We start from the raw sequence: 13,948 nt of genomic DNA on the forward strand, positions 1-13,948 counted from the left end.
AGAGTATGGCAAACCGGTTGACCAATTGCAATACCGATGCGGCAGCCGAGCGTGTAGCTTGTGACCATGCCCGCGTACCCCGGCGACCGATCGGCGGAGATCACCGCCGCATTGGGCGCGCTGCCCTCGGGCACCCCGGTCTCGGAGGTCGCCCGCCGGCTTCTCGACCTGTTCACGAGCGGATCGATCGCCCCCGGCACCCGACTTCCTCCCGAGCGTCAGCTCGCTGCGACCCTCGAGGTCGGTCGGTCCGCCGTCCGCGAGGCGCTCGCCGCCCTCGAGATCCTCGGCATCGTCCAGGTCCGCCCCGGGTCGGGCACGTACCTCCGCGGAAACGCCAGCGAGCTTCTGCCGCAGACGCTGCGGTGGGGGCTCCTCATCGGCGAGCGCAACACCGCCGAGCTGCTCGAGCTGCGCTCGGGCCTCGAGATCTACGTCGCCCGGCTGGCGGCGGCACGGGTCGAGGCATCCGATCTCGAAGCGCTCGGCACGAGCCTCGATCGCATGCGGCAGAGCGTCGGCACGCTGAAGGCGTTCGCGAAGGCCGACCTCGATTTCCACGACGCCCTGGCACGGACGGCTGACAACGCGATGCTCATCGACATGCTGCACGTCGTGCGCTCGCTGCTCCACGTCTACGCCGACCGGGCCGTCCACGACGAGGCCGAAGCGCTCGCGGCGATCGCCGAGCACGACGCCGTCTTCCGTGCGGTCGAGGCGCGCGACGAGGACGGTGCCGCATCCGCGATGGCCGTGCACATGGCGACGGCCTCGGCGCGCGTCGCCGCCGCCGCGACGGGCTGAGCCGCGCGCCGATCGCCGCATCACCCGAAGCCCCGCAGGCAACCCGGCTCGCGCCGGAGAAGGAGGACGGATGCCCCGCAACTGGGCCGGAACCTACGAATACGCCGCCCCGCGCATCGTCGAAGCGGCGACCGAGCAGGAGGTGCAGCGCATCGTCCGCGAGGGCGGCCGCGTGCACGCCCTCGGCACCCGGCACTCCTTCACCGACCTCCCCGACACCGACGGCACGCTCGTCGACGTGTCGGGGCTCGTGGGCGAGTTCGACCTCGATGCCGGCGCGCGCACCGTGACGGTCGCCGCCGGGACGCGCTACGGCATCGTGGCGAGCGCTCTCGACGAGCAGGGCTGGGCCCTCCACAACCTCGGGTCGCTGCCGCACATCTCGGTCGGCGGTGCGACCGCGACCGGAACGCATGGCTCGGGCGACGGCAACGGGGTCCTCACCACCGCCGTGCGCGGCATCCGGTACGTCGGCGCCGACGGCGAGGTGCACGAAGTGCGGCGCGGTGACGCCGACTTCGCGGCGCTCGCGGTGGGCGTCGGGGCCTTCGGCATCGTGACGGCGGTGACCCTCGACATCCAGCCCTCCTTCCGCGCCCGGCAGGACATCTACAGCGGCGTGACGTGGGAGGCGGCGCTCGCCGACCTCTCCGCCCTCACGGGCGCGGGGTACAGCGTGTCGCTCTTCACGAAGTGGGAGCCGGGCACCGCCGGGTTCGTCTGGGTCAAGACGCGCGTCGAGTCCGACGACGACATGGTTCCCGACACGCTCCTCGACGGTCGACGCGTCGAGGGCAAGGACTCGCCGCTCGGCATGGGTGACAACATCACAGAGGTCGGGGGTGTCCCGGGACCGTGGATGCTGCGGCTCCCGCACTTCCGCCTCGACAGCGAGCCCTCGCTCGGCGACGAGATCCAGACCGAGTACTTCGTGCCCCGCGAGCACGGCGCTGCGGCCCTGGACGCGGTGCGACGCCTGGGCGACAGCATCCGTCCCCATCTCGCGGTGAGCGAGATCCGCACCGCCGCCCGCGACGACCTGTGGCTGAGCGGCGCCTACGAGCAGGACGTCGTGATCATCCACTTCACGTGGTTCGACCACCCCGACGAGGTCGGTGCGTTGCTGCCGCGGATCGAGGAGGCGCTGCACCCGTTCGCGGCGCGGCCGCACTGGGGCAAGGTGCACGGATTCGACGCTGCGGCGATCGAGCGGGTGCATCCCCGCCTCGGCGATGCCCGCGCCGTGTTCGAGCGACTCGACCCCGAGGGCCGCTTCGTCAACACGCATCTGCAGCGCGTGGGGCTGCGCGAGCCGCGCTGAGCTCGCGCGTCCCGCACCCTGCCGCCCGCCGCCCGCGTCGAGAGCGTACTTAATCGTCGAGAGCACACGTCCGCGACGGCGCTGACGTGTGCACTCGGCGAGATCGTATGTTCTCGACGCGGCGAATGGCGTCGCGATTGTGGCACGGAGATCGCGGGGCACGACAATGGGAGTCGACCTCGGGAGGATCCTGTGACCGACGCCCCTACGCCCGAACGCATGCACGCCATCTCGGACGAGACGCGCGCGACCGTCGACGTCGTGCTGGACTACGCCCGCCGCCGGGCTCTCTACCAGGACGTGCCGCTCGACAAGCCGCTGACGCCGCGCGACCTCTCGCGCCTCGCCTCGGGATCGATCACCGCCGAGGGCATCGGCGCTCGCCGCGCCACGGCGCTGTTCGAGAATGTGCTCGCGCCGGCCTGCGTCTCGACGGATCATCCGGGATACCTGTCATTCATCCCGTCGGCTCCGACGAAGGCCGCAATCGCGTTCGACCTCATCGTGTCGGCATCCGCCATCTACGGCGGATCGTGGCTCGAGGGATCCGGCGCCGTCTTCGCCGAGAACGAGGTGCTGCACTGGCTGGCATCGGAGTTCGGGATGCCGGCCGGGTCGGGTGGCGTCTTCGTGCAGGGCGGCACGATCGGCAACCTCTCGGCGCTCGTCGCGGCTCGGGATTCCGCGCGCCGGCGCAACGCCGAGGCCGGACGCCCGGATCCCGGCCGGTGGGTCGTCGTCTGCAGCGCCGAGGCGCACTCCTCGATCGCGTCGGCGGCCGCCGTGATGGACGTCGACGTCGTGAAGGCCGCCGTCGACGCCGACGGTCGGCTGCACGGCGAGTCGGTCGAGCGGATGCTGGACGCCTACGGCGAGGCGGTGTTCGCCGTCGTCGCGACCGGCGGGACGACGAACTTCGGGATCGTCGACGACATCGCCTCGGTCGCCGAGGTGACGAAGGAGCGTGGGATCTGGCTGCACATCGACGGCGCGTACGGCCTCGCCGCGATGCTCGTGGAGCGGATGCGGCCCGCTTTCGCCGGGGTGGAACGCGCAGACTCGGTCATCGTCGACCCGCACAAGTGGCTCTTCGCGCCGTTCGACGCCTGCGCGCTCATCTACCGCGACCCGTCGCAGGCGCTGCTCGCGCACACGCAGAAGGCCGAGTATCTCGACACGCTGACCGACACCGCCGACTGGAACCCGTCGGACCTCGGGGTGCAGCTCACGCGCCGGGCGCGCGGACTGCCGCTCTGGTACTCGCTCGCGACCTACGGGACCGATGAGTACCGCTCCGCGATCGAGTACGGCATCGACCTGGCGCGCCGGATCGCCGACGAGATCGAGACGCGTGACGGCCTCTCTCTGGTGCGCGACCCGCAGCTCTCGGTCGTCGTGTTCCGTCGCGAGGGATGGACGCTCGCCGACTACCAGGCGTGGTCGGATCGGCTTCTCGACGAGCAGACGGCGTTCGTCGTGCCGAGCTCGCACGCCGGCGAGCCCGTGCTGCGCTTCGCGATCATCAGCCCGCTGACGACGTACGACCTGCTCGTCGGCATCCTCGACACCCTGGCCTAGTCGTTGGGCGCCTCGCGGGCGAGGCCCTCGAGCACCTGAGCCCCGGGCAGGGAGGCGAGCACGCGGCCGGGGACCGAGAGCTTCGCACCGCGGATGCCGGCGCCCACGATCGCCGACGGAAGAGCGGCGACGCGGGAGTCGACGAGGATCGCCCAGTCCTCGGGGAGGCCGATCGGCGTGATGCCGCCGTACTCCATGCCGGTGCGGGCGACCGCGTCGTCCATCGGAGCGAAGCCCGCGCGGCGGGCGCCGAGGAACTTGCGCACGACCCCGTTGACGTCGGCCCGCGTCGTCCCGAGCACGAGGCACGCGGCATACGTCGTGACGTCGCCGCGCGTGCCGACGACCACGATGCAGTTCGCGCCCTCGTCCATGCCGACGCCGTACGCCTCGCAGAAGGCCGCCGTGTCGGCGAGCGACGCGTCGATCGGCGTCACGCGCACCTCGGCTGCGAGGGCCGGGTCGAGGTCCTCGAGTCCCGCACGGACGGGTCCGGCGAGCAGCTCGGGGCGGTCGAGGGCTGGGGAGAACTCGAGCGACGGCACCCTCCGACGCTACGGCACTCAGCCGAGGCGGGGCGTACGCGGCGGCTCCGTGCGCCGGGCGCCCGTCGCCTCGAACGCCGCCGCGAGCCGCAGCAGCGCTGTGTCGTCGTACGCGCGTCCCGCGAAGGTCAGGCCCACCGGCATCCCGATGTCGGCCATCGTCCCCATCGGCACCGTCACCGTCGGGATGCCCAGGTGCCGGATCGCCAGATTGCCGTTCGCGACCCACACGCCGTTGCGCCAGCCCAGATCCGCGGATGCCTCGACCCGGTCCATGTCGGCGGGTCCGACGTCGGCGACAGCGGGGAAGACGACGGCGTCGAGGCCCAGGCCGTCCATCCATTCCTCGAGATCCACACGGCGGGTCTCTTCGAGACCTCGCAGGCCCCCCTCGAGCTCGGGCATGTCGGTCCACGGCGATGCGCCCGGGTGCGTTCGGACCCACTCGGGGTACTCCGCGATGTCGTCGTCGAAGCCCGTGTAGCGGTCGAGCTCGGAGCCCGGCGGGCGCGGGAAGATCCGCGCGCCGTCGACGTCGGCGAGGGTCGACAGGGCGGGATCGCCGTTCGCCGTGAGGAAGTCCTCCCACGACCAGGCCGAGAGGTCGACGATCTCGCGCTCGAGGTACTCCCGCGTCACGAGGCCGCGTGTGAAGATCGTCGGCGCGCCGGCACGATCGCCCTCGTAGTTCGAGACGACGGGGAAGTCGACCTCGAGGACGGTCGCGCCCGCGGCCTCGAGGTCGCGGCGCGCGGCCTCCCAGAGCGCGATGACGGAGGCGCGCGTCTCGATGCGCTCGCCGGTCGGTCCGCCGATGCCCGTGCCGGTCCCGGCGTCGGGGTCGGCGTTGATGTACATGCGCGGGATGCCGATCACACGGCCGTCGAGGACGGATGCCGCGGCCGAGGCATCGGTCATCGCGAGAGCCGGGTACGACTCGGGTCGCACCGCGGACGCAGCCGGGAGCGACACCCACGGCTGGGCGCGCCAGAAGTCGCCGCGCGTCTCGGCGTCGTCGGCGACGATGACGTCGAGCACCTCGAGGAGGTCGGCGATCGTGCGGGTGTGCGGGACGACGACGTCCATCGTGGGGACCAGCGGCCAGTTGCCGCGCGTCGAGATGACGCCGCGCGAGGGCGTGTACGCGCACAGGGCGTTGTTCGTCGCGGGCCCGCGGCCGCTCGACCACGTCTCCTCGCCGAGCCCGAAAGCCGCGAAGCTTGCCGCGGTCGCCGTGCCCGAGCCGTTCGACGAGCCGGAGGCGAACGGCGCTGTGAGCCAATCCCCGTTATAGGGGCTCTCGGCGCGGCCGTAGACGCCGCGCTGCATCCCGCCGTTGGCCATGGGCGGCATGTTCGTGAGGCCGAGGCAGATCGCGCCGCCGGCTCGGAGCCGCTCGATCGTGAAGGCATCGCGCTGGGCGACGAGGTCGGCGAACGCCGGGCTGCCGGCCGCCGCCGTCAGTCCGCGGACGAGGTAGCTGTCCTTTGCCGTGTACGGGATGCCGTCGAGCGGGCCGAGCGTCTCTCCCCGCGAGCGGCGGGAATCGGACGCCTCGGCCTCGGCGATGGCGTCGGGGTTGCGCACGACGACGGCGTTGAGCTTCGTCTCGGTGTCGGGCCCGTCGTAGGCGTCGATGCGCGCGAGGTACGCGCGCACGAGCTCGACGGCCGTGGTCTCGCCCGCCTCGAGCGCCGCGCGCAGGTCGGCGATGGATGCCTCGACGACGTCGATCACTTCGCGACCTCCGGCTGCTGCTGCGTGATGCAGTGGATGCCTCCGCCGCGGTCGAAGATCGGACGCGCGTCGACCGTCACGACGCGCCGCCCGGGGTAGGCGTCCGCGAGGATCTCGCGGGCCGCGGCATCCGCCCCCTCCTCGCCGAAGCCGCAGGCGATGACGCCGTCGTTCACGACGAGGTGGTTCACGTAGCTCCAGTCGACGAAGCCCTCGTGGTCGCGGAGCGTCTCGGGCGCGGGCAGGTCGACGATCTCGAAGCGGCGACCCGCGGCATCCGTCTGCTGCTCGAGGAGCGCGCGCAGCTCGCGCGTGACGTCATGGTCGGGATGCCCGGGGTCGTTCTGACGGTGCAGCAGGAGCCGGCCGGGCGAGACGATCGTCGCGACGATGTCGACGTGCCCGTTCGTCCCGAAGTCGTCGTAGTCGCGCGTGAGCCCCCGGGGAAGCCAGACGAAGGTCGTCGCCCCGATCGTGCGGGCGAGCTCGGCTTCGACGCGCGCCCTGTCGGCGAAGCGGTTGCGACGCGGGTCGAGCTGCACCGTCTCGGTGAGGAGCACGGTGCCCTCGCCGTCGACGTGGATGCCGCCTCCCTCGTTGACGAGCAGGGAGCTGACCACCTCGGCACCCGCGGCCGTGCCGACGATGCGGCCGAGCTCGGCCGACAGCTGCCACTCGGCCCACTCCGGCGCGCCCCAGCCGTTGAAGGTCCAGTCCACGGCGCCGAGCGCGCCGGGCCGCTCGTCGTCGACGACGAAGGTCGGTCCGACGTCCCGCATCCAGAACTCGTCGAGCGGAGCCTCGAGGATCTCGATGTCCGACCCCAGCATCCGCCGCGCGCGACCGGTCTCCGACGGGTCGACGACCATCGTGAGCGGCTCGAACTCCGCGACGGCATGCGCCACGGCGGTCCACGCCGCGTAGCCTTCGTCGCGCAGGGCGTCGGTGTCGCCGAGGGTCAGCCCCTCGCGGGGGAACGCCATCCACGTGCGATCGTGCCGAGCGGTCTCGGCGGGCATGCGCCAGGCCATGCCGGCACCTCCGTGTCATTAGTTGATCAAGTGATCAATAAGATGCGAAGATAGCCAGGAGGAGGTCGGGATGTCAAGCACCGCGCGCAAGAAGGCCGCCCGCAAGTCGGCGGCCGAGCGCTCCGCCGAGATCGCGGAGGCAGCACGCGACCTCGCGCTCGCCGAGGGCCTCTCCGCCGTGAGCCTGCGGGCCGTGGCCGCCCGCATCGACGTCGCACCGGCGCTCGTCGCGCACTACGAGCCCAACATGGACGCCCTCGTCGCGGCATCCTTCCGCACCGTCGTCTCACCCGAGCTCGACGAGATGCGCCGCGTGATCGCGGCCGCACCGACGGCGACCGTAGCGCTCGCCGGACTTCTCGCGACCCTTCTCGACGGCACGCGCGATGACGTGACGGTCGTCTGGGTCGAAGCCTGGGCGATGGGCCGGCGCAACGAGACGCTCGCTGCGGCCGTGCGCGCCGAGATGGACGCATGGCAGGCGGTCGTCAAGGGCGTCGTCGACGAGGGAGTGCGGACGGGGGAGTTCGAGACGGATGCCTCGGCCACCGCCGATGTCGCGTGGCAGATCCTCGGGATGATCGACGGCCTCAACGCCCAAGCCCTCGTGCGCTGGAACGACGAGCGCGCGCGCGGCTCGGCGCTGCATCGCGCGATCGAGGGGATGCTCGGGCTCGACCGGCTCGCCCTCGACCGGCCGTAGCGTCGGCCGTCCGCACGGCGCACGCGCGACACGCCGCCGCGACGAGGCATCCATCCCGCGTGTCGTCGACCGATCGTGCGGACGACTCCGCGGCGCGGCCGGCGGGCTCAGCCGACGGGGGCGACGTCGACGTTGACCTGCAGCGTCGACTTCTTGGACTTGGTGAAGATGATGCCCCGCACCGGCGAGACATCGCCGTAGTCGCGTCCCCACGCGACGGTGACGTAGCGCTCGTTCGCCCACTGGTTGTTGGTCGGATCGATCGCGAGCCAGTCCGACGAGCCCGGCATCCACACGGCCAGCCACGCGTGCGAGGCGTCGGCTCCGACGACCCGCTCCTTTCCCGGCGGCGGCTGCGTCGCGAGGTAGCCGCTCACGTAGCGGGCGGCGATCCCGTGACTGCGCAGGCACGCGAGGGCGAGGTGCGCGAAGTCCTGGCAGACTCCGGCGCGCTTGCGCAGCACCTCGGCGACGGTCGAGGTGACGGTCGTCGCCGTGCTGTCGTAGTCGAAGTCCGCGTGGATGCGGGTCATGAGGTCGGTGGCCGCTTCGCCGATGGGACGTCCGCGGGTGAGGGATGCCGCTGCATACTCCGCGGCGCCCTCGGCGTGGATCGCTCGCGGCGACTCGAGTGCGAACTCGACGGCGGCCCAGGCATCCGGATCATCCGTGTTCAAGAGGGGTCGGGCCCGCTCCCACGGCACCGACAGGGCGTCCTCGTCGTAGAGCGGCTGGACGATCGAGACCTCGCTCGTCGCCTCGATGACGAGCTCGCGGTGCGGATCCGTCACCTGGAAGTACGTCACAGCGTTGCCGTACGAGTCGGTGTCGCGGTGCAGGTCGATCGGCAGCGGCTCGACGGCGACCGTGTGGGTCGCGACGTCCTGCCACGGCAGCGAACGCGGCGAGAGGTGGTAGATCCCGCGGCTGTCCCGGACGGGCGAGCTGTACGTGTAGGCGGTGCGGTGCGAGACGACGTATTTCATGACTTCTTCGCCTGAACCTCGATGAGCGACATGGTCGACAGGGTCTGGGGCTCCGGTCCGCTCGCGAAGTGCACGTCGCCGATCGAGTCCGCGAGCTGCATGAGCTGCGAGCGGGTCGTGTCGAAGTACCGCTGCAGGCGAGGGCGGCGCAGACCCGAAGGCGCCGCGAGAGCCTGGAGATCCAGGTTCTCGAGGGCGGTCTCGAGGTGCTCGAGCAGACGCTCGGGGCGCGTCGAGCCCGTCGACGCGGGCATCGCCGCCAGATGCATCCGCAGCTCGCGGAAGGCGAAGGCGAGCGACCGGGGGTTGTCGCGGTCGAGGAGGAGGAGTTCGAGCACGCCGCTCGTGCGGACGTTGCCGCGGTAGCGGCGACGGAACGTGACCGAGCTCTCGGCCGCCGTCAGCACCGCCTCGAGCACCTCGCGGTCGGCCTGCGGACCGTGCCGATCGGTCGTCGTCGCGGCGAGGAGCGTGCACAGCTGCAGGCCCCGCTCGAGGTAGCGGCCGGCCTCGATCATGCGCCACCCGGGATCGCGGATCATCGACGCCGTCACGCCGTGGAGCGACAGCACGGCGGTCAGCAGGCGACCGGCCGACTCCGTGATGCGGTGCGAGCGCTCCGAGGTGCGCAGCGCCTTCTTGGCGCGATCCGTGTGGGCGAAGACGCGCCACGTGTCGGCCGAGAGCTGATCGCGCACGCCTTCGAGCGCCTCGCGCAGCCGGTCGAGCGCCTGCGCCGCCGAACCCCGCCGGTCCTCGTCCAGCAGGAGCGAGCGGAACTCCTCCTCGGGGTCGGGCGAGCGCCGGCCGGCGAGCCGCTGCAGCACGCCGAGGAGCGCACGCGCGGGGATGCCGTGCTCCGACTCGACCGGAGCCGTCAGCTCCTCGAGGTGCGCGTCGGCGGTGATGAGCACGCGGAGCAGGTCTTCGGCGCGCTCCGCGTAGCGGCCGGCCCAGAACATGTCCTCGAGCGCGCGGGGCGCCATGGCGGGGATGCTCGGGCGGAAGTCGAGCGGCGCGACATCGACGAGTCCCTGATCCGGGTCGTCGGACGCTCCCTTGACGACCCACACGTCTTTCGTGACGAGGGATGCCGCGGCCGGCGCCATGACCGTCGCCAGACCCCCGACGAGCGGCCGGAAGGCCTGCCGGTACCGGACGGTGAAGGCGCGCATGACGACGGGTTGCGCGTCTGCGCGTCCGGTGCCCGACCAGACGGGTGCCTGCGAGAGCGCCAGGCGCTCCTGTCCGACGAAGCGGTACGGGGCGGCGAGGACGCGTGCGCGCAGCTCGTCGGCCGTCAGAGAGGCGTGGGCGCGGCGGGATTCGTCGATGCTGCGCACCACGAACTTCTCATCGCTCTCGCCCAGGCGGTCGAGCAGCACGTCGAGCCCGTCGGCGTCGCCGCCCCACCACGTCTGCACGGCGGGCAGGCGCAGCTGCTCGCCCAGCAGCGCGTCGCAGATCGCGGGCATGAAGGGGAGGAGCGCGGGGTTCTCGAGGACGCCGGCGCCCAGGCCGTTGACGACCCGCACCCGTCCGCGCCGTACGGCTTCGGTCAGGCCGGCGACACCGAGTCGCGAGTTGCCCCGGAGCTCGAGCGGGTCGCACCAATCGGCGTCGACGCGACGGAGGATGACGTCGACCCGCTCGGTCGGTCCGTTCTTCGGCCATCCCGGAGGCTTGATCCAGATCCAGCCCCCGCGCACCGTGAGGTCGCTCGACTGCACGAGCGGGAAGCCCAGCGTGCTGGCGAGGAACGCCTGGTCGTAGGCCGTCTCGGAGTGCGTGCCCGGCGAGAGCACGACGACCCGCGGTTCGGTGACACCCTCGGGAGCCGCGTTGAGGAGCGCCGACCGCAGCGCCGCGAAGTACGGCTCCATGCGGTGCAGGTCGGTCTCCTGGTACAGGTCGGGCAGGACCTGCGCAAGCACCCGGCGGTTCTCCATCGCATAGCCCAGCCCCGACGGCGCCTGGACGCGGTCGGCGAGCACGTGCCACTCGCCCTCGGCATCGCGGCCCAGGTCGGTCGCCGAGAGGAGGAGCGGCTCGGGGTCGTGGGCGCTCGGCCGCACGAGCGGGCGAAGGTAGCCCGCATGGCCGAAGACGGCGGCCGGCGGCAGGATGCCCTCCCGCAGCACCCGCTGCTCGCCGTAGAGGTCGACCAGGAGCGCGTTGAGCAGCTCGGCGCGCTGGGCGAGGCCGACCTCGAGCCGCCCCCACGCCGCGGACTCCATGATGAGCGGCACGGGGTCGAGCTGCCACGGCTGAGCCGCAGAGCCTCGCGGGACGTAGGTGACGCCCCGGTCGGCCAGGAAGCGCGAGATCTCGGAGCCGACGCGCTTGAGCTCTTCGGGGGTGAGGCCCAGCGCGACCTGCGCGAGGCCCTTCCACGCGGGGCGCAGCGACCCGTCGGGGGCGACGACCTCGTCGTAGCGCACGCCGCCGGGCTCGCCGAGGGGCAGCGTCGGCTGTGCGAGGGTCGTCGCGTAGTCGCGGAGCACTGTCACTGCTGGGGAACCCTCCGCAGGTCCAGGGTCCGTGGGTAGTCGGGGTTGGCCGCGCGTCGGGCCCGTTCGCGCAGTGCCGAGACATCGACGGTACCGGACGTATGGCCGTGCGGCTCGTCGCCATCGCCGAACGGGCGCTGCTGAGAGGTGACGAGATGACGCGCGCTCCCTCGCCGGCGGCGTCGCGCCGGCGTACCGCGACCCTACAGAGCGGCCTCCGCGGCCTTCGCGCGGCGGCGCTCGAGCGTCGCCCGGCGGAACGACGCGTTGGCGGACGGCGTGTAGAGCAGCGCAAGGCCGAACACCGCGAGCACGGCCGACGTGATGGCGGGCGTCGCGAGCAGGCGCAGGTCGATGAGCGAGAAGACGACGGCCGCGATCTCGACCGCGAAGACGAGGGTGACGACCACCCGCGCGCTCGCGCGTGCGCGGAAGATCCCCAGGCACACGGGGAAGGTCACCAAGCCGACCAGCAGATGCGTCCAGCCGGTCAGAGGATGGTCGCCCGCCACGAGCATCAGCACACCGGCGAACAGCTGCAGGATGCCTGAGATCCAGGCGAGCACACCGACGAGCACGACGCCCCCCGCCGGTCTCGCGCGCACCCTGACCCCTTTCCGACGGCCGTTGAGGGAAGGCTACTCGCGCGGGCTCCTGTGCCGCGGGGAGAGCTCACGCACTGTGGGCGAGCAGCTGCAGGCCGACCACGCCGAGGGCGAGCGCCGCCTCCGCACCGAGGGCGATCAGGCGCTGCCACCACTTCAGCGGGACGTTGCGCACGGCCACCCAGCCGATGATCCCGAGCGTCGCGACCAGCGCGATGATCCCCGCGCGCACCGCGGTCTCGGTCTGCATGATGCCGAAGACCGCGAGGAGCAGGAAGACGAAGGGCAGTGTGATGGCGCCGAGCGTGCCGAAGCTCGCGAACACGGCGTGCTGCCGCTCCGGGCGGTTCATGGCCCGCTCGTGCACGACCGTGAACGAGATGACGTCGGCGACGAACACCGCCAGGAGCGTGCCGAGCACCGTGACGAGGAGCGTCAGGAACGCGTCGAGAGCCTCCGTATGCCCGTGCGCGTTGATCGCGAGGAGCACGGCGAGCGCCGCGAACGACAGGTAGATGCGCTCCTTGAGGTGGTCGGCTCTCGCGCGGCGCGCGGCGTACTCGCGGTCGTGCACGATGCCGTCGTCGAACGTGGCATCGACGGGCGTGCCGTCGTCGGGGGTGGCGTCGGCGGGCGTGGCGTCGGACACGGGGTCTCCCGGTTCGAGGAGAGGGACGGATGCCGCGAGCCTATCGGCGACGGTCGGCCGGCCGGCCGCTGAGATAGCGTGGATCGGGTCGAAGGGGGTGCGATGTCGCTGGTCGTCATGGGCGTGTCCGGTTCCGGGAAATCGACCGTCGCGGCGCTCGTGGCGGAGCGCGCGGGAGCGGCGTTCATCGACGCCGACGACCTCCATCCCGAGTCCAACGTCCAGAAGATGGCGGCCGGCATTCCGCTGACGGACGAGGACAGGATGCCGTGGCTCGCGCGGGTGGGAGAGGTGATCGCCGACCACTCAGGCGAACGGGTCGTCGTCGCCTGCTCAGCCCTGAAGCGGGTCTACCGCGATGCGATCCGGGAGCGCGCGGGGAGCGTGCTGTTCGCCGAGCTCGACGGCACTCGCGAGCTCCTCGCCCAGCGCATGGGCGGGCGGCAGCAGCACTTCATGCCGCTCGGGCTCCTCGACTCCCAGCTCGCGACGCTGGAATCGCTCCAGCCCGACGAAGAGGGACTGCGGGTCGACATCGCCCGCGAGCCGGACCGGATCGCGGACGCGATCCTCTCGCGCTGGCTCGCGCAGCCGTGAGAGGCTGACCTTCCGACTTCGCGCCCCGCGGCGCAGTTCCATCGGAGGAGAGCACATGCCGGGCACGTTCGACCTCGACACCACGACCCTCGCGCAGCTGCTCGACGACCCGCGCGCTCGGGCGGTCATCGTCGAGGTCGTGCCCGAGCTGCCGAACCACCCGATGATCGGGTTCGTGAAGAATCTCCCCGTCAATCAGCTGCTGCAGATGGCGGGGAGCCAGCTCGACCCGGCGACGGTGTCCACGCTCACCCAGCGCATCCAGGCTCTCTGACCGCGCTCATCCGTCCACGCGCCTGCGGCGCATCCGCCAGCGCCGGCGGCGAGCGGATGCCTCGGCCTCCGCCACGGTCGCCGCTTCGGCGCTCGTGCGGGCGCTCCGCCGCTCGTGCCACCGCGCGATCTCTTCATCGACGTCGCGCGTCGGGGTGACGACGGGCGGACCGCCGAGCAGCTGCCGCCGCGCCTCGATCACCCGCTTGTTGAAGTCCTCGAGGTACTCGCGCACGTCGCCCTCGGTCTTCAGGTCGTCGAGGCGCTGCTCCATCTCGTTGTGCTCGACGCGCAGGGTGAGCGCCGGCGGGCCGAGGCCCCGCAGCTGCTCCTGCTCGATCTTGCGTCGGATCCACCAGTCCGGGTCATGACGCTCGCCGAGGCCCTCGAGGGGCTTGCCCGCTCCCGGCAGGTCGTCGAACTCGCCGCGGCGGATCGCCTGCTGGATCGCCGTCTCGACGTACGCGGCGCGCTCCGCCGCGCTCGAGCCGCGCTGCGGTCCTTCGGGAGCGGCCTCCTCGGCGCCGGCCTCCTCTTCGCCCTCGTGCTCGCGACGCCACTTCTCCAGGCGATAGCGCTCGGCCGCTTCCCGTGGATCCTCGGTCATGG

Annotated in this window: 14 protein-coding genes; 6 read left to right on the forward strand and 8 right to left on the reverse strand. The window is 72.0% G+C overall.

What is annotated here, in order from left to right; translation table 11 throughout:
- Nucleotides 1-66 precede the first annotated feature (66 nt).
- The 3 genes from G5T42_RS09035 (at nt 67) to G5T42_RS09045 (ending at nt 3,703) form a co-directional block, all read left to right on the forward strand.
- Nucleotides 67-804: a FadR/GntR family transcriptional regulator gene (locus G5T42_RS09035; RefSeq protein WP_165127844.1), complete on the forward strand. Its 738-nt coding sequence runs from the start codon at nt 67-69 to the stop codon at nt 802-804.
- A gap of 70 nt (nt 805-874) precedes the next feature.
- On the forward strand, nt 875-2,125 hold the full coding sequence (locus tag G5T42_RS09040; RefSeq protein ID WP_165127846.1) for a D-arabinono-1,4-lactone oxidase: 1,251 nt from the start codon (nt 875-877) through the stop codon (nt 2,123-2,125).
- Between the two features lie 219 nt (nt 2,126-2,344).
- Nucleotides 2,345-3,703 carry an aminotransferase class V-fold PLP-dependent enzyme gene (locus G5T42_RS09045; RefSeq protein ID WP_165130166.1) on the forward strand — a complete coding sequence of 453 codons (1,359 nt, stop codon included), beginning with the start codon at nt 2,345-2,347 and terminating at the stop codon, nt 3,701-3,703.
- Here the strand turns inward: G5T42_RS09045 and G5T42_RS09050 are convergent.
- The 3 genes from G5T42_RS09050 to G5T42_RS09060 are packed head-to-tail and all read right to left on the reverse strand — an operon-like array spanning nt 3,700 to nt 7,016.
- Nucleotides 3,700-4,248, reverse strand: a complete 549-nt coding sequence (locus tag G5T42_RS09050) for a YbaK/EbsC family protein (RefSeq protein WP_165127848.1) — start codon at nt 4,246-4,248, stop codon at nt 3,700-3,702. The two genes, G5T42_RS09045 and G5T42_RS09050, sit on opposite strands and share 4 nt — an antisense overlap.
- An 18-nt stretch (nt 4,249-4,266) precedes the next feature.
- The gene (locus G5T42_RS09055) at nt 4,267-5,985 is read right to left on the reverse strand and encodes an amidase (protein WP_165127850.1); all 1,719 of its coding nucleotides are present in this window, start codon (nt 5,983-5,985) and stop codon (nt 4,267-4,269) included.
- The gene (locus G5T42_RS09060) at nt 5,982-7,016 is read right to left on the reverse strand and encodes an agmatine deiminase family protein (protein WP_165127852.1); all 1,035 of its coding nucleotides are present in this window, start codon (nt 7,014-7,016) and stop codon (nt 5,982-5,984) included. Before G5T42_RS09060 ends, G5T42_RS09055 begins: the two co-directional genes overlap by 4 nt.
- Before the next feature lie 70 nt (nt 7,017-7,086).
- Here G5T42_RS09060 and G5T42_RS09065 point away from each other — a divergent pair, with 70 nt between their 5' ends.
- Entirely contained in the window at nt 7,087-7,719 is a 633-nt protein-coding gene (locus G5T42_RS09065) for a TetR family transcriptional regulator C-terminal domain-containing protein (RefSeq protein ID WP_165127854.1), read from the forward strand.
- A 107-nt stretch (nt 7,720-7,826) separates the two neighbouring features.
- Here G5T42_RS09065 and G5T42_RS09070 read toward each other — a convergent pair whose 3' ends face one another.
- The 4 genes from G5T42_RS09070 to G5T42_RS09085 form a co-directional block, all read right to left on the reverse strand.
- Nucleotides 7,827-8,705: a transglutaminase family protein gene (locus G5T42_RS09070; RefSeq protein WP_165127856.1), complete on the reverse strand. Its 879-nt coding sequence runs from the start codon at nt 8,703-8,705 to the stop codon at nt 7,827-7,829.
- On the reverse strand, nt 8,702-11,215 hold the full coding sequence (locus tag G5T42_RS09075) for a circularly permuted type 2 ATP-grasp protein (RefSeq protein ID WP_165127858.1): 2,514 nt from the start codon (nt 11,213-11,215) through the stop codon (nt 8,702-8,704). Before G5T42_RS09075 ends, G5T42_RS09070 begins: the two co-directional genes overlap by 4 nt.
- 203 nt (nt 11,216-11,418) lie before the next feature.
- Entirely contained in the window at nt 11,419-11,820 is a 402-nt protein-coding gene (locus tag G5T42_RS09080) for a hypothetical protein (protein WP_165127860.1), read from the reverse strand.
- 67 nt (nt 11,821-11,887) lie between these two features.
- Nucleotides 11,888-12,469 carry a hypothetical protein gene (locus G5T42_RS09085; RefSeq protein WP_206535605.1) on the reverse strand — a complete coding sequence of 194 codons (582 nt, stop codon included), beginning with the start codon at nt 12,467-12,469 and terminating at the stop codon, nt 11,888-11,890.
- A 102-nt stretch (nt 12,470-12,571) separates the two neighbouring features.
- On the opposite strand from G5T42_RS09085, the gene G5T42_RS09090 reads away from it, so the two are divergent.
- Both G5T42_RS09090 and G5T42_RS09095 read left to right on the forward strand, forming a co-directional pair.
- Nucleotides 12,572-13,066, forward strand: coding sequence for a gluconokinase (locus G5T42_RS09090; RefSeq protein WP_241245757.1), 495 nt, complete (start codon nt 12,572-12,574; stop codon nt 13,064-13,066).
- Nucleotides 13,067-13,121: 55 nt separating this feature from the next.
- Nucleotides 13,122-13,340 carry a hypothetical protein gene (locus G5T42_RS09095; RefSeq protein WP_165127864.1) on the forward strand — a complete coding sequence of 73 codons (219 nt, stop codon included), beginning with the start codon at nt 13,122-13,124 and terminating at the stop codon, nt 13,338-13,340.
- Between the two features lie 6 nt (nt 13,341-13,346).
- On the opposite strand, the gene G5T42_RS09100 is transcribed toward G5T42_RS09095, so the two are convergent.
- Complete coding sequence (locus G5T42_RS09100) at nt 13,347-13,946, reverse strand: DUF1992 domain-containing protein (protein WP_165127866.1); 600 nt, start codon at nt 13,944-13,946, stop codon at nt 13,347-13,349.
- Nucleotides 13,947-13,948: the final 2 nt, after the last annotated feature.

The organism is Microbacterium sp. 4R-513 (assembly GCF_011046485.1).
GTDB lineage: Bacteria > Actinomycetota > Actinomycetes > Actinomycetales > Microbacteriaceae > Microbacterium.

What these genes read in the sequence shown, in the direction of transcription:
- G5T42_RS09035 (WP_165127844.1), top strand. Translation starts at nt 67, where the DNA reads ATGCCCGCGTACCCCGGCGACCGATCGGCGGAGATCACCGCCGCATTG.
- G5T42_RS09040 (WP_165127846.1), top strand. Translation starts at nt 875, where the DNA reads ATGCCCCGCAACTGGGCCGGAACCTACGAATACGCCGCCCCGCGCATC.
- G5T42_RS09045 (WP_165130166.1), top strand. Translation starts at nt 2,345, where the DNA reads ATGCACGCCATCTCGGACGAGACGCGCGCGACCGTCGACGTCGTGCTG.
- G5T42_RS09060 (WP_165127852.1), bottom strand. Translation starts at nt 7,016, where the DNA reads ATGGCCTGGCGCATGCCCGCCGAGACCGCTCGGCACGATCGCACGTGG.
- G5T42_RS09065 (WP_165127854.1), top strand. Translation starts at nt 7,087, where the DNA reads ATGTCAAGCACCGCGCGCAAGAAGGCCGCCCGCAAGTCGGCGGCCGAG.
- G5T42_RS09070 (WP_165127856.1), bottom strand. Translation starts at nt 8,705, where the DNA reads ATGAAATACGTCGTCTCGCACCGCACCGCCTACACGTACAGCTCGCCC.
- G5T42_RS09090 (WP_241245757.1), top strand. Translation starts at nt 12,572, where the DNA reads ATGTCGCTGGTCGTCATGGGCGTGTCCGGTTCCGGGAAATCGACCGTC.
- G5T42_RS09095 (WP_165127864.1), top strand. Translation starts at nt 13,122, where the DNA reads ATGCCGGGCACGTTCGACCTCGACACCACGACCCTCGCGCAGCTGCTC.
- G5T42_RS09100 (WP_165127866.1), bottom strand. Translation starts at nt 13,946, where the DNA reads ATGACCGAGGATCCACGGGAAGCGGCCGAGCGCTATCGCCTGGAGAAG.